A 21649-nucleotide genomic window follows, 5' to 3' on the forward strand; every position below is an offset into this window, starting at 1 on the left:
AATTGGAGCAATCCTCTGACTCCCTACACATCTTCTCTAAAGATTGTGTAGGGGCGCATTCCGTCAAAATTTCAATCAGCTTTGAATTCAATAGTCCCTCAAGCGCACATCCTCTCCCAACCGACAGCCAATGCCCTCGGTCTCGCGCGGGAGATATTAGGCATCGCGCCTCATTCTTTGATCGGTGGAATGCCTAGCACAGGCCGAATTTCACATGGAGATCAAACTCGGACGGCCCTACTGCCGTAGTTCGCTGCAAAAAATCGCGGCCATTTGTAAGCGTCTGCCGAAGTCACCTTGCATAAGCTAGAGGGTCATCACGAAGAGCTTCACGTAGAGCAGTTCCCAGGCAAGTTTCGCCTGCAATCAGTTGCTGGTAGAGGCTCGTTGCAGCACACTCAGTCTACTTGCCCCACCTAAAGGAGATGAAATTACATGAAGGATCAACCCAGCCCTATTCCCCTTGTTATCCTTGACGTTCAGGATGCCATTGATCGCCCGAATTGGGATGGCAAAAATAATCCTGAGTATGTGGTGGTGATCCAACGCCTTCTCGATCACTGGCGATTAAACGGCTGGCCAGTTCTTCACGTGAAGCACGACGAACAGACTCCTACATCCAGCTATTACGTCCATGGCCCCTGGAATGGCATCAAGAAAGACGTTGCCCCGATAAAGGGAGAAACCGTCATCATCAAACAGGAAAACTGCGCCTTCATCGGCACCGAACTGGATGCCATTCTTAAAGGGATGCAGGTAAAGCGTTTGGTGCTGACGGGCGTTGTCATTCATAACAGCATGGACGCTACAGTCCGTGCGGGAAAAGCACTCGGATACAGCATCATCCTTCCCTCAGACGCCACGACAGCCGTGCCCGTCGTCGGGGCGCATGGAAAGTCCTGGGACGCCACAACCGTTCATGAACTGACCTTGGCAATACTCGGTGATGAGTATGCCGATGTCATGTCATCGGACGAAGTGGTCGCACAGCTCACCCTATGAAGTTATGTAGGCACCCACTGATGCGGTAGCAGGTGACCTATTTCACTCGCCCGTTGCGTCGGCAGGCGCGTGAGAACATCCTTCAGATATGCATACGGATCATGACCATTGAGCCGCACCGACTGGATCGGACTCATGATCGCTGCCGCCCGTTTTCCACTGCGTAGCGAGCCAGCAAAGAGCCAGTTCTTACGTGCAAAAGCCCATGGTCGGATCTGGTTCTTTGCCCAGTTATTATCAATGGGTACAGCCCCGTCATCAAGGTAGCGCGACAGCGCTGCCAAGCGTTTCAGGCTGTAATCGAGTGCTTTGCTTATGGCTCAGCCTTCGGGCACCAGATCGCGCTGGGCGCTCATCCAGGCATGTAGCATGTCCATTACCGGGACGGCCTTTTCTTGCCGTATTCGGCGCCGTAAATTCGGTTCCAGATCGCGGACTTCGCTTTCGATTTCGTACAGCAACTGGATATAACGCAGGGATTGCTCAGCAAGTGTGCTTTTATTCGTAGCATGCAGTTCAGAGAACTTACGCCGCGAATGAGCCAAGCACCCAATCTCGGTCACGCCTAGTTCGAAGCTGGCTTTGTAACCGCCAAAATCATCACAGACCAGCTTACCCTTCCAGACTTGAAGGAAGTTGCGAGCATGCTCTCCGGCGCGGCTGGGGCTGAAATCGTAAACCACTGCTGCCACATCCGAGAACTGGCTGTTGGCGTAGGCCCAAACATAGGAACGGTGGGTTTTCTTTGTTCCCGGCATGACCATCTGCACCGGTGTTTCATCGGCATGAATAACCTGCTGCCTGAGTACCACGTCGCGCAGCGCATCAACCAGCGGCTGCAACTGAACCCCGGTCACGCCAACCCATTGAGCCAAGGTTGAGCGTGGAATCGCCAGACCCGCTTGACCGAAGATCGATTCCTGACGGTAAAGCGGCAGGTGGTCGGCAAACTTGGCAATCATGACGTGGGCCAGTAGGCCGGCGGTTGGGATGCCCTTATCAATAACCTGTGTCGGAACCGGTGCCTGAAGCAGCGTTTCGCAGTCATCGCAGACCCATTTGCCACGTACATGGCGTTCAAAGGTAAATACGCCGGGCGTGTAGTCCAGCTTCTCGCTGACGTCCTCGCCGACGCGCCTGAGGGCACAGCCGCATGGGCAGTGAGAGTTGTCCGGTTCGTGATGGATCAGTGTGCGTGGAAACTCCGCCGGTAACGCAGTGCGCTTAGGCTTTTGCTTTGTCTCGGTCGGAGTTGAAGGTATTTGCAAGGCCTGAAGCTCAGTCTCAATCGCAGCGATATCGGTACCGATCAGATCTTCCAGCAAGCTGGCCTGCGCCGGATTCAACTGCTCGCTACGCTTGGCAAACTTCAAGCGCTTGAGTTGCGCGATCTCGAAGGTCAGCTTCTCGATGACTGTTTGCCACGCGGGTACTGGATTTCAACACAGATATTGGGCGATGCAGCTTGCGCATTTGCTCCGGCCAGCGGCATGGGGAGTGGAATGAATGCAGGTTGCAGCGGCGTGCTGTTCTGCGTTTGCAGGCGCAATTCATAGATGACTTGGCCGGACGCATACGGCCATTTCAAAAACCGGAACAGTAGATTGTCTTTTTTGGTCGTTCTCCCGGCGTTGTTTAGGGCAGAACATGCGCCACGCAGTACATTGATTTGCAACCGGCCGCAGAGGCATCAACCTGATGACGATTGTTTGTCTTCACGATGCAAAGAAGGTTCTGAATCGTTGCACAGACTTACTAAACGCCCACCCGATAGGGAGGATTAGTTCTGTACCCGGCACAAATTGGTGGAATTGCGTCAACGTACTTCACACACAGGAACACTAGATGAACAAGTTATTTTCAGGTCTGGCCCTCGCAGCCGCGATGATTACAGCCACCGCAGCGATGGCTGCGCCGGTCAAACCGACAGTGGTACTCGTACACGGCGCTTTCGCCGATTCGAGCAGTTGGAATGGCGTCGTCAAAATTCTGGAAAAAGATGGCTATCCAGTGATCGCAGCCTCGAACCCGCTGCGCTCACTCAAAGGTGACGCGCAGTCGGTCGCCGACGTGCTCGCCAGCATCAAAACGCCGATCGTGCTGGTTGGGCATTCGTATGGTGGCCCGGTCATCAGCGAAGCGGCTTACGGCAATGCCAATGTCAAAGCGCTGGTATTCGTCGCAGCCATTGCACCCGAAGCAGGTGAATCCACCGCAGCATTATCTGGGCGTTTCCCGGGCGGCACGCTGGGCCCTACCCTCGCGCCTCCAATAGCCTTGGCTGACGGCGGTAAGGATCTGTATATCCAACAAGAAAAATTCCACGACCAGTTCGCAGCTGACGTTTCCATTGCAGACGCGCGCGTGATGGCGGCGACTCAACGTCCCGTCACGGCCGCCGCGCTAAATGAAGCATCGACCGAGCCGGCTTGGAAAACCATTCCCTCCTGGTTTGTCTATGGGACTGCCGACAAGAACATCCCGGCACAAGCCCAGGTGTTCATGGCCGAGCGGGCACAAGCCAGGCAAACCGTCGCAGTCAAAGGCGCCTCTCACGTGGTGATGGTGTCCAACCCGAAAGTCGTTGCCAGCCTGATCGAAAAAGCAGCTAACGCCAAATGACAACCAGTGGCGGCTTTATGATGAGCCGCTTCATCGTTGAACGAGCATCCGGTCGTGTAACGGATGCTCACTTAAAGCCCTAGACGCCGCAATAGACAGAATTGCGGAGTCGACGTAGGAGTATTATTCGATGAAGAGGAAATTGCTCGCTCTATCTGCGACCGTAAGTTTTTTGAGTGGCGTTGCATGGCTTTCAGTTTTTGCATACGCCGACTCGACTCCAGGCACGGATGCGGAACAATCGCCGGTTTTTGGAGTAGCCCTTCCCCATGGCTATCGCGAATGGCAGTTCGTCAGCATCGCGCATGAAGACGGCGACAAAGCCGACATCCGTGTGATCCTCGGAAATGATGTTGCTATAAAAGCGTATCGGGATGGGACTATCCCATTCCCAGACGGCACGATAATCGCCCGCCTCGCTTATAAATATGAATCCTCCGCAAGGAACAACGCCGTATTCGGCCGCGTGCAATCTTACATCGCCGGGGAGCCGACGAACGTGCAGATAGAAGTCAAAGATTCAAAACGCTATGCAAGCACTGGAGGATGGGGATACGGTCAGTTTGAAAATGGCAAAGCTAATCCTAGTGAGCAGCTCATAAACACGTGTTTCGCTTGCCACACAAAATTGCCTCCTCAGGATGACTTCATCTTCACAAAGTATTCGAAGTAACTGCCAGGCGTCCTTTATGTGGAGATCTTTGCCTCGGAGGCCGGCGCACGACCAATCAGGCACTATGCCTGATATACGTGAGTTACCGAAAGCAGCCCAGCGCCGCCCCGCAGGCCGAAATTCGGTTATCGCGCCAACGGTTTAGAGGCTCGCGAATATACGAGTTCCTTTTCAATTTGACAGCATGCCAAGTACTCTGGCCCAGCATTATGCTAGGCAAAAGCCTTGCGAAAAATTCAATAAATTTCCCTGCTAACTCAGATTCCACCAAGACTCGCCGACCAATCGGCGCACACAATGCGTTTACTTTTGTACTACCTAGTAGAGCAAAAAATGCAGCGTTTACGCGGAGCGTTCGCGGAGCAATTGACGTGCGGAGTCGGCCATCACGGGTAAAGAGCTGGCTAGCATCAGTACGTCTTTGAGCACCAAACGACCTGCCCCCGACAGATAAGGGAAGCCATGTTGAGCATCTCCGAGAGCGCCCACCCAGGCTTCAGGAGTGGTAATCAAAAAGCTAAGCGTTACCAGTGGTGTACCGAAGGCCAACGCTCCACCCAGCAGGCCAGTGCGTCGCGAAATGGAATTTGACAGCACGAGCAGACCAATCAGGATTTCGACGAATCCGAGACCGGTCGAAAAACCGTAGGTGTTGTTACCGGTTTGCCAAAGGCGCTTGCCTGCGTTCAGCTCACCTTCATGCGTAAGGTGCGCTTTGTATTCTTCGGGGTGCTCGTAGAAGAAAGACATGAACGGGCTGTTGGCAACGAAAGGTGTGATGCTGTCAGCTTCATATGGAACGAATTTCAGCGCTCCGATCCATAGAAAAACGATTGCGATAGCCAATCGCATGAGTGACGTTCCGACAGTGTCGACTTTGCTGATAAAACGGAGCCAGGCAGTAAAAGATGTGAGCATGAGACTTCTCCAAATGTTTCAATGTGGAGATAGTCTGACGTGGGTCTGAAAGCCGATTTTGTGCGTCTTGCTCAATTTGTTGCTCGATCGTCTCAAGAGACTGCTGAAGATCTTGCAGGTATAAAAAAGCCTCGAATACCTTGCGGTACAGAGGCCAAGCGCGTGCGGGTGAGTGATCTATTTCTTCAGCGAGTCATACGCCTCCAACGTACGCAACGAATAGATATAAGCCGCGCCGGCGTTGAGAGAGATTGCGGTTGCCAATGCGGCCGCCACTTCTTCGCGGCTTGCGCCAGCTTTGATCGCTGCGTCCGTATGGGCGGCGATGCATCCGTCACATCGGGTAGTGACAGCAACAGCAATCGAAATCAACTCACGGGTTTTGGCATCCAGCACATCGTTTTCGGCGGCGGCCTCACCAAGAGCCATGTAAGCCTTCACCATTTTTGGGTTGCTCTTTCCGAGCGCGCCGAAGGCCTTCTGAATAGTGGGTAGCAATTCGGACCAGTTGTTGAACATCGCATGACTCCTGAGCATGTTGGTGTAGTGTTTCGACAGGCTCAGTTTTCCCCTGCAGCGTGATGTCAGTTTGTCCAATCCGCTCAATTTTTTATGCGAAGCTCTCAAATGAATTCGATCGATAAGCTCATCAGCCTAGCTAACGTCCGAGGTAGCGTGGATCTCCGATGTCAGTTTCAGGGAGATTGGGCACGAGATCACGAGCAAGAAGTCTTAGGGAAAGCGCCATATCACATTGTGCTTGAGGGAGAGTGTCGAGTTGAGTTCCCGGACGGGCAACGCCTGCCCATGCGAGCTGGGGACATTTTGCTTCTGCCTCGCGGTGCACCGCACATCATGCATAGCATTGGGAAAACGGTTGAGCCCAGCACACCAAGGCTGGTTTCCAATGCGAGACTGCCGCTCTACCGCATTGGGGGCGTGAGTTCTGATCTAGACATGCTTTGCGGAGGCTTTCACTACAATCGAGCCTCGATGTTATTCGCCGCCCTTCCCGAACATCTCGTAATTCCAAGCGCAGCCCTCCCTGCGAGCGCGCCCCTGCCGGCACTGGTTGAAATGCTGAGAGGTGAAGCAGATAGCGATCAGGTCGGCGCACATTATTTACTCGATGCCTTGTCCCAAGCGCTGTTCACATTGATCCTGCGCGCTCACATCGCGAGCCAAGGTCAACACACCGGCACCTTGGCCTTGCTGTCCGATAAGAGGCTGAGCCGCGCTTGGCAATCCATGCTGGCTGATCCTGCGCACGAGTGGACCGTTGACGGTCTCGCTGAAACCGCAAGCATGTCTCGCGCAACGTTTATGCGAGCCTTCGTACGCGTAGCTGGAGTTTCACCTTGGGTATTGTTGACCCAAGTCCGAATGGAGTTAGCGTTCAGCCTGCTAAGCCACTCACATTTGGGTTTGAGCGACATTGCTTCCCAAGTGGGGTATCAGTCCCAAGCGGCTTTCAGCAAAAAATTCAAGGAAATATACGGTGAAGCACCAGGGAGAGTGAGGCGCGGAATGTAACATCTCCGACATTTCCATATGCCGGACGATGAGGACGATTTACTAGCCTCGTGCGGCTCGGGATACGGTAAAGCTATCTCGCACCGTCACGCGGTTAATTGGTGGTGAGATTTGGATCGTGGCGTTGGCAAGTATTGAAGGACGAGATCCGTTGGCTGTTCATGAGCCAGCGTTGTCGTCTGTCAGCCATGAAATGTTCGGCTGTATTGCGATGATGCAAACTCGCTTGATCCCGTCTGGAGGTCGGTTCTATGTGCTTAACCTGCGGTGTCCCCAGGCGTTAGAAACAGGTTTAACCAAGCAGCCTGCGACCATCAGCCGAGGCGTTCTTTGAGTGCCTGTTCGACTAATGAACGCTTGCGCGTGGGGGCGCCCTCTCCCGGCATGCGCCAGTGACTGTCGGCTGCCGCTTGTACCGGCGACGATGGCTGCCTGTTTGATGAAGTTTCGCCGTGTCGGCATGATGAGTTTTTCCGGCGCATTGTTCATTTGGCGGTAGCCGTCTTGAATTTGGTCCAGGTGCGCATTCGCGCTCGCATATCGGCCTGGGGAATGTCCTTGCCTGGAATCAGCCGTGCGTAGGTGGCCTCATTGAGGTAGATGTCGGGGTTGTTGCGCATCGTTGCATCGACGCTTGCGCGGGCCTTGGCGTTGGAGGTCGGGTAACCGGTGAAGTTGCTGATGGCGGCCATGTGCTCGGGTTGCATCACAAAATTGATGAACGCGTAGGCGTATTCCGGGTGTTTGGCGTCTACCGGAATGGCCATGGTGTCCATCCATACGGTGGTGCCTTCCCGGGGGATGCGGTATTCGAATCGGGTGTTTTTGCCCGCGCCGTCCGAGGTGCGTTGGGCCTGGGTCATGTCGCCGCTGTAGCCCAATGACACGCACAGGTTGCCGTTAACCAGGTCTGTGACGGGTTGCGACTGAAATTTGCGAATGTACGGTCGCAGTTTCATCAGCAGTTCACTCGCGGCAGTCAGGTCTTCGGCTTTGGCGCTACGTGGGTTGCGGCCCAGGTAGTTGAGGACGACGGCCAGTACTTCGTCCGGTGAGTCGATGATCGAGATGCCACAGTCGGCAAACTTCGCCGCCAGTTCCGGCTTGAACAGCATGTCCAGGCTGCTGACCGGGGCATCAGGCGCGCGTTGTTTGATCTGGTCGTCGTTGTAGGTCAGGCCGATGGTGCCCCAGGTGTAGGGTACGGTGGCTTGGCTTGAGGTTTTATATTGCGTGCGTAGCTTCTGCAGGCCGGGTTCGATGTCATCCAGGGCACTGAGTTTTGAGCGATCCAGGGGTAGCAGGCTGCCGGCGCGCATCAGGCGTTCGGCGACGGTGTCGCCGGGAAAGATCAGGTCGTAGCCACTGCCGCCGGCGAGCATTTTGGCTTCCAGGGTTTCGCTGCCGTCCATGACGTCATAGATCACCTTGATCCCGGTTTCGGCGGTGAAGCGGCTCAGTGTGTCTTCGGCGAAGTAGTCGGACCAGTTGTACAGCCGCAGGGTTTTCTCTTCGGCATGCAGCGACGCTGACGCAACGGCCAGGCCCAGTGCGCCCAGTAAGAGTGTGTGGGGAATGCGCATGTCAGACTCCTCCAGTATTCCAGCGTGCATGAAGATGACGACCGTCCTGGCTCAGCAGCGCCCCGTACATCTCAGGGCGCCGGTCGCGGTAGATGCCCCAGCTCAGGCGCTCTTCACGCATCGCGCCGAGGTCGAGCCGTTGGACCAGCACACCGGTGCTGTCGCGGTCGGCCTCGGCCAGCAGCTTGCCCTTGTGGTCACAGATGAAGGACGAACCGTAGAAGCTCATTTGCAGGGAGGGGGCGGTGGTCGCCACTTCCCTGCCGACGCGGTTGGCGGCGACTACCGGCAGCAGGTTCGCAGCTGCGTGGCCACGCATGGTCATCTGCCAGTGGTCGCGCGAATCCAGGGTTTCGCAACCAGGCTCGGAGCCGATAGCGGTTGGAAACAACAGGATTTCGGCGCCCATCAGCGCCAGGCAGCGAGCCGTCTCGGGGAACCACTGGTCCCAGCAAATGCCGACGCCGATGCGCCCGAATGCCGTGTCCCAGGCCTGGAAGCCGGTGTCGCCGGGGCTGAAGTATTCCTTCTCCTGATAGCCGATGGCGTTGGGGATATGGGTTTTGCGATACACCCCCAGCAAGCGCCCATCGGCATCGGCCACGGCCAGGGAATTGAAGCAGGCATTACCGGCCCTCTCGAACCAGCTTAGCGGCAGCACCACCCCGAGCTCCCTGGCCAGCGCGGCGAACCGTTTGAGCAGATGGCTGGCCTGAAACTCTTCGGCCAGCGCCAGGTGTTTATGGCTTTGTTCGATGCAGAAATATGGCGTGGCAAACAGTTCCTGCAGCAGAATGACCTGGGCGCCCTTCGCTGCTGCTTCACGTACGAGGCGTTCGGCTCGATCGAGGTTGCTCGGCAAATCCCAGGTGCAGGGCATCTGCGTGGTCGCGATGGTTAATAGTGTCATGGCATCACCCCTGTACTGGCCAGGCCGGTTGCTGCTGGGTGATGCAATGCACCCCGCCACCGCCGTGCGCCAGGTTGTTGATGCGCACCGGTACCACTTCGCGACCCGGGAATGCCTGGGCCAATACCCCGGCCGCGACGTTGTCGGCGTCGATGCCATAGGCCGGCATGATGATCGCGTTGTTCGCGATGTAGAAATTGGTGTAGGAGGCACAGAACACTTCAGCTTCGGTGTCCACGGCATCAGTGGCTTCGTACAGCTCGATCAGTTCGAAACTGCGCCCGTGGGCATCGGTGGCCAGTTCCAACGCGCGGCGGTTTTCCCGGGCGACTTCGGCGTACGGCGAGCCGGTGTCGTGGGTCGCATCTACCAGCAGAACGCCAGGATGGGCGAAGGCGCAGACGCCGTCGACGTGGCCGTCCGTCATATCGCCCGTCACGTGGTCCGGGTCACCGGGTAGCCAGATAGTTTTTTTCACACCCAGCAGGCGGGTGAAGATCTCTTCGATCTCGGCCTTGGTCACCCCGGGATTGCGATTGGGATTGAGCAGTACCGACTCAGTGGTGATCAGCGTGCCCTCGCCGTCGACATGGATCGCCCCGCCTTCGTTACTCAGCGTCGTGCCGAAAAACTGCACGCCTAGACGCTCAAGTGCCCGGCGCGCCAGGGTTTCGTCGAGGTCGTGGGCCGACTTGCCGCCCCAGGCATTGAACCGCCAACTGACCCCGGCCAGGCCCTGTTGCGGATGGCAGACGAAGCTTGGGCCAGAGTCGCGGCACCAGCTGTCGTTGACCGCCAATTCAATGAATTCGATGTTGGGGCCGCAGAGTGCCTTGGCACTGGCGACAGCAGACGGATCGACCACCATGTTCACCGGCTCGAAGCGCGCGATGGCGTTGGCCACCCGGGCGAAATCGGTTTGCACCATCGCCAACGTGACGCCCCAGCTTGACTCCCACAGCGCCTGATTGTGCGGCCAGACCATCCAGGTCGCGGCGTGCTTGACCCACTCCGCTGGCATCTGCCAGCCACTGTTCCTACGATCATCGTGCTGCATGCTATAAACCCCTTAGTTAAGTCATTGTGTTCAATGAAAACTGCATTCTTGGCCCTGGCATGCATGCTACGGTCGTGATTACGGGCTAACAAACGATGGATTTTGTGGATAAGTGATTAGAGGAGCTTATCAATATGCTCAAGCACTGGCCCCCGCTCGGTACGCTTCGCGGCTTTGAAGCCGCAGCTCGGCTGGGCAGTTTTCACAAGGCGGCCGATGAGCTGCACCTGACCCAGTCGGCGATCAGTCAGCAGATCCGCACGCTGGAGGCCTACCTGGAACAGCCGCTGTTTTTTCGCAGTGGGCGCAGTGTCAGCCTGACGGATGCCGGTCAAGATTTGCTCAGTACCACCCAGGCGTTACTGCAACAACTGGCGGTTGGCATTCGCCGTCTCGGGCAATATCAGAAACCCAATCAACTGGTGCTCAACACCACGCCAACCTTTGCCCGGCACTGGCTGCTGCCGCGCCTGGGGGATTTTCGGCGTCGGCATCCAGAAGTCGACCTGTGGATTTTCAGCACCAATGAAGTGCCGGACATGACCACCCAAACCATCGACCTCGCCGTGCGCGATGACATCAGCTCCCAGGCCGAGTGCAGCTTCAAGGTGTTGCATGCCGATCGCCTGTATCCGGCGTGTCATCCGGGCCTGCTGGCGGTGCCGCCTGAGCAGCGCACGACTCTGCATGGCGAGCGGGAGATGGACTGGAGTCATTGGGCCGTAGAGGCCGGCATTGACGTGGGGCAGCGGGATCAGGGGCTGAATTTTTCCGATCCCGGATTATTGCTGGACGCGGCGTGTGCAGGGCTTGGCATTGCGCTGGTCAGTCAGCTGCTGAGCCGGAACGCGCGCGATGGTGGGTTGTTGGCGCCTTTGGTGGAGGACACTATTCGGGGGCCGAACTGGGCGTTGTTGACCCACAGGGACAGTGAAAACAACCCGTTGGCGCGCAGTTTTGTAGAGTGGTTGCAGGCCAATTTATAGGAGCTGGCTTGCTGACGATCGGGGTTGCCAGGCGGGTAACTCTGTTGGCTGACACTGTGCTATCGCGGGCAAGCCTTGCTCCACAGGTTGCTCGCAGATTGTGGCCCCATCCCCCCCCCCCCAGTGGCTACCTCATTCGCTGGGTACTGACCGCTGCGCTAGACATAACCAGTTCTTCGCCGCGCAGACAGGTGGCGTAATAATCCTTGAGTTCCTCCTCCCAGCCGATGACTTCATCAAGCATGTGCTCGGCATGGTCGCGGGTCAGAGCGAAGTGGGCATGGTGGCTGAGCAGGTTGACGCGGCTGATACTGGTGCCGTCCCGGCCTGCGGCCATGGACAGGGTCTGGGCAGGACCTTCATCGACAATCGGCAATACGTCGTACATCGGTGACAGGCGCCACTGCCCGCCGATCCAGATGATCGAGTGGTTGCGCGGATGGTCGTCGCAGTTACCCACCAGGGCGTTGTAGCACATGCGTTTGAACAGCTCTTGCAGATCGCCGTCGGGTACGCCCCGCCGGCGCATTTCATCGGCTACCGAGGCGTAGCGCCAATCACGGTGATACTGCTCGTTCCATTCGGAATCCAGCAGGGTCAGCGCGCTGAGCATCGGGATGCGCCGTGCGCCGTCGGCCAGTGGGGTTCGGTCGAAACGCTCGATCAACAGCGTAGAAGGCGATTGGGCATACAAGGCGGTGTTGGCCACGTTCAAGCCTTTCGACGCGGCAAAGGTCATGCAGGCGTATTCGATCGCGGGAAAATCATAGAGGTCGAACCGGTCGCGGGGCTTGGCCAGGATCAGCATTCCGCCGTCCTGCAACGTGCGCTTGGGTCGTGCACCACCCAGTGACGAGCGCTGCTGGCGGATGTTGAGCATGGCGATCGACTGTTCATCAAGCTGACCGTCGTATACCGCTTCGCAAGCCTCAATGAACTTCCCCAGCCCTTTCAGCGTGGGCACCGGTCCTTCTCCCAAGCCAGGTGCGGGCACGGTCGCGGTGCCGGCCAGGAGGTTACCGACCCGGTCGTTGTTCGGCGACTTGAGGAGGAAATCAATAGGTGCCAGCACCTGTCCGTATGCGCGCTGCAGCAGGCGCTCGCCCCAACCGTCCGGCATCGCGTCATTGATGAAGCCGGGAATGCCACGGTTTTTGCTGATGCCGGTATAGGCTTCGGTGCGTAAGGGGTAGTTGATCGGATCAGGCACCCAGCCACCGCGTTCGACGTAGTCAGGGGCATAAATGAACTCACCGAATTTGCCTTGCAGCGATACCCGGCCCAGGGTCAGCAGTTCACCAGTGTCCGGGTGCTCCATGTAAATGTAGGCACGAGACATCAGAACTCCTGCGCTTTGGCTTTTGGCAGGCGTACCCGCCTCGAGGCGATGCTCTGGTAGGCATCTGCATCAGTGACATAACGGGTGACCTGCGACGTGGTTTCCACCCCGTCCAGTGAGGCAAAGACCGTCTCGTTTATGCCCAGGCGCCACAGCACCAGCATGAATGAACGCAGATCCACTGACTCCGAGCCATTCTCGATCTTGCGCAGGATGTGCTCGGAAATCCCCAAAGCCAATTTGATATCCGCTTGTCGCAAGCCGAGTGCCAGACGCCTGGATTTGACCAAGAGGCCTATTCTCGCGAGGGTATCAGCGCAGGCAACCGGAAAAAACTCGTTCATAACACGCCTCTGGCGGAGGATTAATTTTAATAAGGTTCACCCTATCACGTTTTATAAAGTTTATTAACAATATAAGGCTCACGCAGCTTAGCTTTAAAGTATTTTATACGTATTCATGTAGATATTAAATTGTCCTGTCTTGCTTGAAAATATCCTCCTCAAAGGGCTCAGGTAGACGGCCTTTCAGGTCACCTTCGTGCAGCGCTCCACTGGAACCCTGCTACTCCCGGCAAGGGTCATAGAGCACTTGCCCTGCGGCCTTCGCAGTCTGTGTCTACTATAAAAGTCTGCGCGAGCACCTGTTCGATCATGGAATGAGAAACCCCGTGCCAAGCATCGTCCGGCAGGCTGGAACGCCTGGTGATGCCGATCTCCAATTAAACTGGATCTATCATGAAAACGCTCCCGGGTATCTGCACCTGTCTGCTCGCCGCCAGCGCGGCGACGAGCCTTTGCGCCAGAGCGGCCACCCCTGCCCCACTGTTCAAGACCAGTTTCGACTGCACCATCGCGACGGCACCGGTGGAAAAGCTGATCTGTCGCGATGCGCAACTGGCGCGAATGGACCGTGAACTGAACCGCCTGTATCGCCTGGCGCTCACGGACGAACGCTCGGTTCCGCGCCCGGAAAAAGTCATCACCGACCAGAAAGTCTGGATGCTGACGCGCAATCATTGCTTCACCGAGGCTGATCCCAAGGTGTGCGCGGTGGGTCGCTATGCCGAACGCGCCCATCAGTTGCGCCAGGGCTCGGCCATCGTCAGGACCAAGGACCCGGACCGCCTGACTCAAGGCCCCCTGGCGATTCGGTGTGCGGGGCTGAACGCGCTGATCGCCGCCACCTATTTCAATGCCGAACCTGGCGTTGTTTACCTGCGATGGGCCAACACGTCGATCACGCTGAACCAGGAGCCTGCGCGGACTGGGCTGCGTTACAGCGGCAAGGACAACAGTGGTTACTACAGTTTTTCGCAAACAGGGGATGATGTGCTGTTCCAGAAGCCGGGCTCCGGGACCCTGCGCTGTCGAATGGAGCCAACGGGGTGATCGACGGGTGACGCAGGCTGCGCCATCTACATCAGAAAGCGGGGGTGGGACGCGTCTATGGGCGATGCATTGAAGTGGATTGTGTTCAGCACAGTCATGCTGTTTCATGCCAGCACCGCAGTGCTTTGGGCTGCTGAGGCACCGACTTTGATCTCCGTGGGTCCGGGTACTTCATCTTTTGCGGTGTCACAGAGCGACCTGCAGGGCCTGCAGATCCGACTGGATCGCATCAAACAGCAGGTCTCGCAAGCGAATAACCTGAGCCTGATGGTCGGCCTGCAGGATTCGGTGCAGCTGTATATCAACGACATCGATACCCTGCAGTCAGCGCTGCTGCCCGAGCAGAAGCAGCTCCAGGCGCAACTGGATGTGCTGGGGCCGCTGTCGCCGGTCGAAGCCAGCGCGCAGAAGTCGGAGATCGCCACGCAACGCGCCTACCTGTCCGAGCAGAAGCGCCGGGTCGATGCCAACCTCACCACACTGACAGAGCTCAGGAGCAGCGCAGCCGGTCTCATTCCGCAGATCGCCGGCATACGCCGCAGTCTTCTGGAAATCGAGGTCACGCTGCGCAGCGCCAGCATTCTGGGGCCGACGTTTTGGTCACCGTTGTTCAACCCGGACAGTGAGGATCGCCGGCGTTTGAGCGAATTCGTCGACCAGGTCCAAGACGCTGTTGCAGTCGCCTGGCAACCCGGGAATCGTCTGGTTAACGTACTGTTGGTGGTGCTTGCACTGTCTATCTGGACCGGGGGCCGCAGTGTTGCCGATCGCGGATTGACCTGGCTGTGTATTCACTGCATGCCTGAGGGACGTCTGCGTCGCAGTTCGCTTGCCCTGGCTTCGGTGATCGCCACAGTGTTGACCGCCGCGCTGGCCATGCAGCTGCTGTTCTATGCACTCACCCGCCAATTACCGCTGACGCCGATGCTGCAGAGTTTCGCCGACGAGTTTGAAAAGCTGATCTATCTGTGCGTGATGATTACCGGGCTGAGCCGCGCGTTATTGTCGACCGCGCATCCGTCATGGCGGCTGCCGACAATCTCAGATCCCGTGGCCCACGCCCTCGAACCTTTTCCAAGAATGTTGGCCTGTATCCTGCTGGTATTGGTCGGCCTGGCGCAAATCGCCAATGTCAGCGGCATGAGTTCCTCGGCCATATTGCTGGGGCGCGGCGTGATTGCCCTGATTGTCACATTGCTGTTCGCGATGCTGTTCCGCCGTGCCAGTAAAGCGCGCAGGGCCGTGGCGCTGGGCGGCGACGCACCAGAGGCCAGTACCACGCTGGCCGGGCTGGTCTATTGCGCCGCCACCGTGGCCATGGTCATTTCACTGTTCGCCCTGCTGATCGGTTATGTCTCCCTGGCACGCTTCATCACCTATGAGCTGGTCTGGGGATTCCTCGTCCTGTCCGGCTTCTATCTGCTCATCCAGCTGCTCAAGGATAGCTGTGAATACCTGTTCTGCGCCAAGAACCCGAGCGGCAAGGCGCTCAAACAATTGCTTGGTATCGGTGATACGCGCCTCGAGCAAATTTCTGTCGTGTTGTCCGGCGTGGGCCGCGCCGTGTTGCTGTTGCTGGCGATCATTTCGATGTTTGTCGGTGGCGTAGGGGTCACGCTGGGACAGTTGTTCAGCCAGGCCATGGCCATCCTCGGTGGCGATGGCTTGCGCAAACTCAACGTGGTTCCGGCTCATTTACTCAACGCGGTACTGGCGCTGCTGATTGGCATCTACCTGATTCGCTCGTTGCGCCGCTGGCTGGATAACGAGTTCTTGCCCAAGACCAACATGGATCCGGGCATGTGTGCGTCCCTCAGCACGCTATTTGCCAATATTGGCTACGCGTTGGTGATTCTGTTGACGCTGTCGTCACTGGGGATCAAGTGGACCAACCTGGCGTGGATCGTCAGCGCCCTGTCGGTGGGCATCGGCTTCGGCTTGCAGGAGATCGTGAAGAACTTCGTTTCCGGCCTGATCCTGCTCACCGAGCGCCCAGTGAAGGTGGGTGACCTGATCAGTATCAGCGGAGTCGAAGGCGATATTCGCCGGATCAACGTGCGGGCCACGGAAATTCAGCTCAGCGACCGCTCCATTGTCATCGTCCCCAACTCGCAGCTGATCTCGCAAAACCTGCGTAACGTGACACTGGGCGGTAGCGCGCAGGGGGTGGCCAGCCTGGAGCTGACCTTCCCGCTGAACATCGACCCCGAGCAAGTGAGAAACCTGTTGTATGACACCTACTGCGAGCACGAAACCATCCTCGACAAACCCGCGCCAATGGTGCGTTTCAGCAAGCTCAGCCCCGAGGGTATTACGCTGACGGTCACGGGCTACGTCAGCAGCCCGAGGATTGTCGGCGCGACCAAAAGTGATCTGTTGTTCGAGATCCTGAAGCGGTTGGGTGCGGCGGAAATCGCATTGGCCACACCTGCACCGTCAGTCTGATTGAGATAAAGATTTGCCCCTGGCAAATGGGCCTGCTGCGCAGTCCAGCGGGAGCAAGCTCCCTCGCCACAGGAACTGTTACACGCAGAATTAACTAGTTGCGCGGTGGTTACGGCCACTGCGTTTGAGCGTCTCGCTCGGCAGTTCCTTGAACAACGTTCGGTAGCTGCTGGAAAACCGCCCCAGATGCCAGAACGACCACTTCATTGCCACCTCGGCCACGGTGGTTTCCATGGGGGTGCGGCCAAGCAGTTCGCGGTGTGCGCTGTTCAGTCGGCGCAAGCGCAACCAGTGGGTCGGGGTCATGCCGGTGTAAGCCTTGAACGCGTGCTGGACCTGGCGTAACGACACCCCGGCGACCTGGGCAAGCTCCAGCAGGTTGAGGGTTTCCTCCGGCGAGTCCGCTGCCCATTCACCAATGCGTTTCATCACCGCCCGCTCCTCGGTGCGGCGCTGCAGGCCGCCGTGGTCCAGGCACACACTGGCATTGTCGAGCAGGTACAGGCAGTCCTCGAGCAACTGTTGGGTCAAGGCTTCATTGCTCGGCGGGTCGAGGGTCTGTGCCAACTGGGTCAAGGTGCTGCTGAGCCAGCGACTGAACAAGGCGTTCTGTCCTGAATTCAACGGTGCGAGGAACAGCCCTTCGAGCCTGGCGACGTTGAGGCCGTGGCGCCGCACGAAGTCCGCTCCGAACACCACGGCGATTTCCTGGTAATTCTCCGGGGTGATCCAGATGTTGCGGCTCTCGCCATTGAGCACGTACAACGCGTTGTCACTGCGATCGAAACAGAACGCCAGCGCCCCCTGGGGCGCACTGAAATTCTGCTCGACCCGAGTGTTCATTTGCTCTTCGTAAATCTCCACGCCCTGCAGGTCCAGGTAACGCACGCGCCCGGCGAAATGCCCCGGTGACATCTGCTGGTATTGCTGCACCCACCCGGGTGTGGCGCGGATCTGTTCGGCCACATCTTCGGTGTTGAACGCTTGGACTAGTAATGGACTGGACGCTGTCATGGGGTGACCTTACGCACTCGTTTGGTGCGTTTTGGTGCTGCTGAAAGTGGATAGATGGAACTGCAAGGCTCGCCCAAGATAGTCGTCAACGCGTCCCAGGGGAAGTGTGTGGTGGATGAAACCGCCCTCCCCGGCGTTAATAAAACCAATAACGAGGTCCGTATGAATGTCCCTTTCGATCAGCTGTTCACTTGGCTGAAAGATCACAAGATTACCGAAGTCGAGTGCGTTGTCAGCGATCTGACCGGCATTGCACGCGGCAAGATTGCACCCACCAATAAGTTCCTGCATGAGCGAGGCATGCGCCTGCCGGAAAGTGTGCTGCTGCAAACGGTGACCGGGGACTTTGTCGACGACGACATCTACTACGACCTGCTCGACCCAGCCGATATCGACATGATCTGCAAACCCGACGCCAACGCGATGTACTTGGTGCCGTGGGCGATCGAGCCGACTGCCATCGTGATCCATGACACCTTCGACAAGTTCGGTAATCCCATTGAACTGTCGCCGCGCAACGTACTGAAAAAAGTCCTGCAGTTGTACACCGAAAAAGGCTGGCGACCGATTGTCGCGCCGGAAATGGAGTTTTACCTGACCCAGCGCTGCGAAGACCCGGACTTGCCGCTCAAGGCACCACTGGGCCGTTCGGGCCGTGCGGAAAGTGGTCGGCAGTCGTTTTCCATCGACGCCGCCAACGAATTTGATCCGCTGTTTGAAGACGTCTACGACTGGTGCGAACTGCAAGGCCTTGACCTGGACACGTTGATTCACGAAGACGGCCCGGCGCAGATGGAAATCAACTTCCGTCACGGTGACGCGCTGGACCTGGCGGACCAGATCACCGTCTTCAAGCGCACCCTGCGCGAAGCGGCGCTAAAGCACAATGTGGCGGCAACCTTCATGGCCAAGCCCATCGGCGATGAGCCTGGCAGCGCCATGCATATTCACCAGAGTGTGGTGGACATTGCCACCGGCCAGCCGGTTTTTGTCGACGCCGACGGCAAGATGAGCGAGCTGTTTTTGCACCACATTGGCGGCCTGCAGAAGTACATACCCAAAGTGCTGCCGATGTTCGCGCCCAACGTCAACTCGTTCCGCCGCTTTCTGCCGGACACCTCCGCCCCGGTGAATGTCGAATGGGGCGAGGAGAACCGCACCGTCGGCCTGCGAGTACCGACCTCGAGCCCCGAGGCGATGCGCGTGGAAAACCGCCTGCCAGGCGCTGATGCCAATCCGTACCTGGCGATTGCCGCCAGCCTCTTATGTGGCTATCTGGGCATGATCGAGGGCGTGCAGCCCAGCGCCGCAGTAGAGGGTCGCGCCTATGAACGACGCAACCTGCGCCTGCCGATCACCATCGAGGAAGCCCTGACGCAAATGGAAGAGTGCCAGACCATCGAAAAGGTCCTGGGCAGCAAATTCGTGCGCGGGTATGTCGCAGTGAAGCGTGCGGAACATGAGAACTTCAAACGGGTGATCAGTTCGTGGGAGCGTGAGTTCCTGTTGTTCAGCGTTTAGGTATCAGTCGTCTGCAAAGGCCCCATCGCGGGCAAGCTCGCTCCCACAGGGAAATGCAAGCCATTCACTCCCACTTTGGAATGCGAGCAACTGTGGGAGTGAGCCTGCTCGCGATCAGGTCGCAAGAACACCAGAGAAACACCTGCAAAAATCCAACAACTCCAAGAGGTGTCGAATGCGTCTATTGAAATCCGTGGTCCCGGCAACGCTGGCCTTACTCTTCAGCGCGATAGCCCAGGCCCAGCCAACCGTCAGTGTCTACAACTGGACTGATTATATTGGCGAGACCACACTCGTCGACTTCCAGGCGAAAACCGGGATCAAGGTCATCTATGACGTGTTCGATTCCAACGAAACCCTCGAAGGTAAGCTGCTGGCTGGTCGTACCGGCTACGACGTGGTGGTACCGTCCAACCACTTCCTCGCCCGCCAGGTAAAAGCCGGCGCGTTCCAGAAGCTCGATCGCGCGCAACTGCCCAACTACAAGAACCTCGACGCCAAGCTCCTGGCCCTGCTGGAAAAAAACGACCCGGGCAACGAGCATTCCGTGCCCTACCTGTGGGGTACAAACGGTATTGGTTACAACGTCGACAAGGTCAAACAGGTGCTGGGCATCGATCACATCGACTCCTGGGCCGTACTGTTTGAACCACAGAACCTGAAAAAGCTCAGCCAGTGTGGCGTGTCGATGATGGATTCTGCGGACGAAGTGTTTCCGGCGATCCTCAACTACATGGGCATGGACCCGCGTAGTGAAAATCCCGAGGATTACAAAAAAGCCGAAGCCAAGTTGCTGAGCATCCGGCCCTATGTCACCTATTTTCACTCGTCCAAGTATGTGTCGGACCTGGCGAACGGTGACATTTGCATTGCCTTCGGTTATTCGGGTGACGTGTTCCAGGCGGCCAACCGCGCCAAGGAAGCCGGGAACGGGGTGAACATCGCCTACGCCATCCCCAAGGAAGGCAGCAACCTGTGGTTTGACTTGCTGGCGATTCCAGCCGACGCGAGCAACCCGAAAGAAGCCTATGCCTTCATCAATTACCTGCTCGACCCGCACGTGATTGCCGACGTCAGCGCCTCGGTCGGCTACGCCAACCCCAACCCTCCGGCCAAGCAATTCATGGCCCCGGAGCTGGTGAATAACCCCGAGGTCTATCCTCCTCAGGCCGTCCTCGACAAGCTCTATATTTCGACCACCCCGCCCCAGGCGATCATGCGCCTGATGACTCGGTCGTGGAGCAAAGTGAAGTCCAACAAATGAACCAGTACACCCAGGAACATGCGCACTCTTACTACGCCGCTACGGCCCGGGGACTGAGCCCCTACCCGAGCCTGGACACAGACCTGGTTGCTGATGTGTGTGTAATAGGCGGCGGTTTTACCGGGGTCAATACCGCGATTGAACTGGCCCAGCGGGGGCTCTCGGTCATCCTGCTCGAAGCCCGGCGGATCGGCTGGGGGGCCAGCGGGCGCAATGGCGGGCAACTGATTCGCGGCATCGGCCATGACGTCAGCGGCTTTGCCCGCCACGTTGGGGCCGATGGCGTGCGTTATCTGGAACGTGCCGGCACAGAATCAGTGGCGCTGGTGGGCCAGCGCATCCGCGAACACGCCATTGATTGCGACCTGCGCTGGGGCTTTTGCGAACTGGCCAACACCCAGGCACAGTTCAGCGCATTCAAGGTCGAGCAGCAGCAACTTTTGGCGTCCGGGTACGCCCATGAAACCCGTCTGGTAGAGCCCGAGCAGATCCGCCACGAAGTGGTGAACTCCGGGGTGTATGCCGGTGGTTTGGTGGATATGGGCTCAGGCCATCTGCATCCGCTCAACCTGATCCTGGGCGAAGCGCGCCTGGCTGCATCCCTCGGCGTGCAGATCTTCGAGCAGAGCCCGGTGCTGCAGTTGATCCATGGCGATACCGTGCAAGTTCGCTGCGACGGTGGCACGGTGCGTGCGGGCAGGCTGGTGCTGGCGTGCAACGCGCACCTGGAGGAACTCGAACCTAAACTGAGTGGCAAGGTGTTGCCCGCCGGCAGCTACATCATTGCCACCGAGCCGCTGACAGCTGAAGCGGCCAATGCCTTGATCCCCCACAACTTGGCGTTGTGTGACCAGAAGGTCGGGCTGGACTATTACCGACTCTCGGCCGACCGACGCTTGCTGTTTGGCGGTGCCTGTCATTATTCGGGACGGGATCCTACGGACATCGGCGCTTATATGCGCCCGCAGATGCTCAACGTGTTCCCGCAACTGGCGGATGTGCGCATCGATTACCAATGGGGCGGCAAGATCGGCATCAGCGCCAATCGCTTTCCCCAGGTCGGTCGCTTGAGCCAGCACCCGAATGTCTTCTATGCCCAGGGTTACTCGGGGCATGGGCTGAACGTGACTCACTGGTGCGCCAAGCTGCTGGCTGAGGCGATTCACGCAGGGCACAGCCAGGGCTTCGACGTATTCAGCGCAGTGCCGCACATGACCTTCCCCGGCGGCCCGATGCTGCGCTCGCCGCTGCTGGCACTGGGGATGTTGTGGTATCGAGTGCGCGAAATCCTGGGTTGAAATCGATCCCGTAGGAGCTGCCGCAGGCTGCGATCTTTGCCTTTGTTTTAGAATCAAGGTCAAAAGATCGCAGCCTTCGGCAGTTCCTGCAGG

At 57.8% G+C, this 21649-nt stretch carries 18 protein-coding genes and 1 pseudogene; 10 read left to right on the forward strand and 9 right to left on the reverse strand.

Annotated features, from left to right (window positions below; all coding sequences use genetic code 11):
- The first annotated feature begins 435 nt into the window (after window positions 1-435).
- Entirely contained in the window at window positions 436-1002 is a 567-nt protein-coding gene (locus tag L9059_RS08925; protein ID WP_247290116.1) for an isochorismatase family protein, read from the forward strand.
- A 2-nt stretch (window positions 1003-1004) separates the two neighbouring features.
- Here L9059_RS08925 and tnpC read toward each other — a convergent pair.
- Window positions 1005-2423: pseudogene (gene tnpC, locus L9059_RS08930) on the reverse strand (IS66 family transposase); the annotation flags it as partial.
- Window positions 2424-2847: 424 nt separating this feature from the next.
- On the opposite strand from tnpC, the gene L9059_RS08935 reads away from it, so the two are divergent.
- Both L9059_RS08935 and L9059_RS08940 read left to right on the forward strand, forming a co-directional pair.
- Entirely contained in the window at window positions 2848-3624 is a 777-nt protein-coding gene (locus L9059_RS08935) for an alpha/beta fold hydrolase (protein WP_247290118.1), read from the forward strand.
- Window positions 3625-3754: 130 nt separating this feature from the next.
- Entirely contained in the window at window positions 3755-4297 is a 543-nt protein-coding gene (locus L9059_RS08940; protein ID WP_247290120.1) for a cytochrome P460 family protein, read from the forward strand.
- Window positions 4298-4639: 342 nt separating this feature from the next.
- Here L9059_RS08940 and rclC read toward each other — a convergent pair whose 3' ends face one another.
- Complete coding sequence (rclC, locus tag L9059_RS08945; RefSeq protein ID WP_247290122.1) at window positions 4640-5215, reverse strand: reactive chlorine resistance membrane protein RclC; 576 nt, start codon at window positions 5213-5215, stop codon at window positions 4640-4642.
- A 177-nt stretch (window positions 5216-5392) separates the two neighbouring features.
- Entirely contained in the window at window positions 5393-5734 is a 342-nt protein-coding gene (locus tag L9059_RS08950) for a carboxymuconolactone decarboxylase family protein (RefSeq protein ID WP_247290124.1), read from the reverse strand.
- A 108-nt stretch (window positions 5735-5842) separates the two neighbouring features.
- Here L9059_RS08950 and L9059_RS08955 point away from each other — a divergent pair, with 108 nt between their 5' ends.
- On the forward strand, window positions 5843-6748 hold the full coding sequence (locus L9059_RS08955; RefSeq protein ID WP_247290125.1) for an AraC family transcriptional regulator: 906 nt from the start codon (window positions 5843-5845) through the stop codon (window positions 6746-6748).
- Between the two features lie 485 nt (window positions 6749-7233).
- On the opposite strand, the gene L9059_RS08960 is transcribed toward L9059_RS08955, so the two are convergent.
- Genes L9059_RS08960 through L9059_RS08970 form a run of 3 tightly spaced genes read right to left on the reverse strand, consistent with a single transcriptional unit; the run spans window position 7234 to window position 10298 of the window.
- A complete protein-coding gene (locus L9059_RS08960) occupies window positions 7234-8331 on the reverse strand; it encodes an extracellular solute-binding protein (protein WP_247290128.1) in 1098 nt (365 codons plus the stop codon).
- A 1-nt stretch (window position 8332) separates the two neighbouring features.
- Entirely contained in the window at window positions 8333-9241 is a 909-nt protein-coding gene (gene aguB / locus L9059_RS08965; protein WP_247290130.1) for an N-carbamoylputrescine amidase, read from the reverse strand.
- A gap of 4 nt (window positions 9242-9245) precedes the next feature.
- The gene (locus tag L9059_RS08970; RefSeq protein ID WP_247290132.1) at window positions 9246-10298 is read right to left on the reverse strand and encodes an agmatine deiminase family protein; all 1053 of its coding nucleotides are present in this window, start codon (window positions 10296-10298) and stop codon (window positions 9246-9248) included.
- 134 nt (window positions 10299-10432) lie between these two features.
- Here L9059_RS08970 and L9059_RS08975 point away from each other — a divergent pair, with 134 nt between their 5' ends.
- Window positions 10433-11284, forward strand: coding sequence for a LysR substrate-binding domain-containing protein (locus tag L9059_RS08975; protein WP_247290134.1), 852 nt, complete (start codon window positions 10433-10435; stop codon window positions 11282-11284).
- A 127-nt stretch (window positions 11285-11411) separates the two neighbouring features.
- Here the strand turns inward: L9059_RS08975 and L9059_RS08980 are convergent, their stop codons facing one another.
- Window positions 11412-12623: a type II toxin-antitoxin system HipA family toxin gene (locus L9059_RS08980; protein WP_247290136.1), complete on the reverse strand. Its 1212-nt coding sequence runs from the start codon at window positions 12621-12623 to the stop codon at window positions 11412-11414.
- Complete coding sequence (locus tag L9059_RS08985; RefSeq protein WP_247290138.1) at window positions 12623-12967, reverse strand: helix-turn-helix domain-containing protein; 345 nt, start codon at window positions 12965-12967, stop codon at window positions 12623-12625. Before L9059_RS08985 ends, L9059_RS08980 begins: the two co-directional genes overlap by 1 nt.
- A gap of 393 nt (window positions 12968-13360) precedes the next feature.
- Here L9059_RS08985 and L9059_RS08990 point away from each other — a divergent pair, with 393 nt between their 5' ends.
- Complete coding sequence (locus L9059_RS08990; RefSeq protein WP_247290140.1) at window positions 13361-14014, forward strand: MliC family protein; 654 nt, start codon at window positions 13361-13363, stop codon at window positions 14012-14014.
- A 57-nt stretch (window positions 14015-14071) separates the two neighbouring features.
- Window positions 14072-16459 carry a DUF3772 domain-containing protein gene (locus L9059_RS08995; RefSeq protein WP_247290142.1) on the forward strand — a complete coding sequence of 796 codons (2388 nt, stop codon included), beginning with the start codon at window positions 14072-14074 and terminating at the stop codon, window positions 16457-16459.
- Between the two features lie 90 nt (window positions 16460-16549).
- Here the strand turns inward: L9059_RS08995 and L9059_RS09000 are convergent, their stop codons facing one another.
- The gene (locus L9059_RS09000; protein ID WP_247290144.1) at window positions 16550-17473 is read right to left on the reverse strand and encodes a helix-turn-helix domain-containing protein; all 924 of its coding nucleotides are present in this window, start codon (window positions 17471-17473) and stop codon (window positions 16550-16552) included.
- A gap of 162 nt (window positions 17474-17635) precedes the next feature.
- On the opposite strand from L9059_RS09000, the gene L9059_RS09005 reads away from it, so the two are divergent.
- The 3 genes from L9059_RS09005 to L9059_RS09015 all read left to right on the forward strand — a co-directional run bounded on the left by L9059_RS09005 (window position 17636) and on the right by L9059_RS09015 (window position 21556).
- Window positions 17636-18994: a glutamine synthetase family protein gene (locus L9059_RS09005; RefSeq protein WP_247290146.1), complete on the forward strand. Its 1359-nt coding sequence runs from the start codon at window positions 17636-17638 to the stop codon at window positions 18992-18994.
- Between the two features lie 175 nt (window positions 18995-19169).
- Complete coding sequence (locus tag L9059_RS09010) at window positions 19170-20258, forward strand: polyamine ABC transporter substrate-binding protein (protein ID WP_247290147.1); 1089 nt, start codon at window positions 19170-19172, stop codon at window positions 20256-20258.
- Window positions 20255-21556, forward strand: coding sequence for an NAD(P)/FAD-dependent oxidoreductase (locus tag L9059_RS09015; RefSeq protein ID WP_247290150.1), 1302 nt, complete (start codon window positions 20255-20257; stop codon window positions 21554-21556). Before L9059_RS09010 ends, L9059_RS09015 begins: the two co-directional genes overlap by 4 nt.
- Window positions 21557-21649 lie beyond the last annotated feature (93 nt).

Origin of the sequence: Pseudomonas violetae (assembly GCF_023072615.1) — a bacterium.
GTDB classification, from domain to species: Bacteria; Pseudomonadota; Gammaproteobacteria; order Pseudomonadales; family Pseudomonadaceae; genus Aquipseudomonas; species Aquipseudomonas violetae.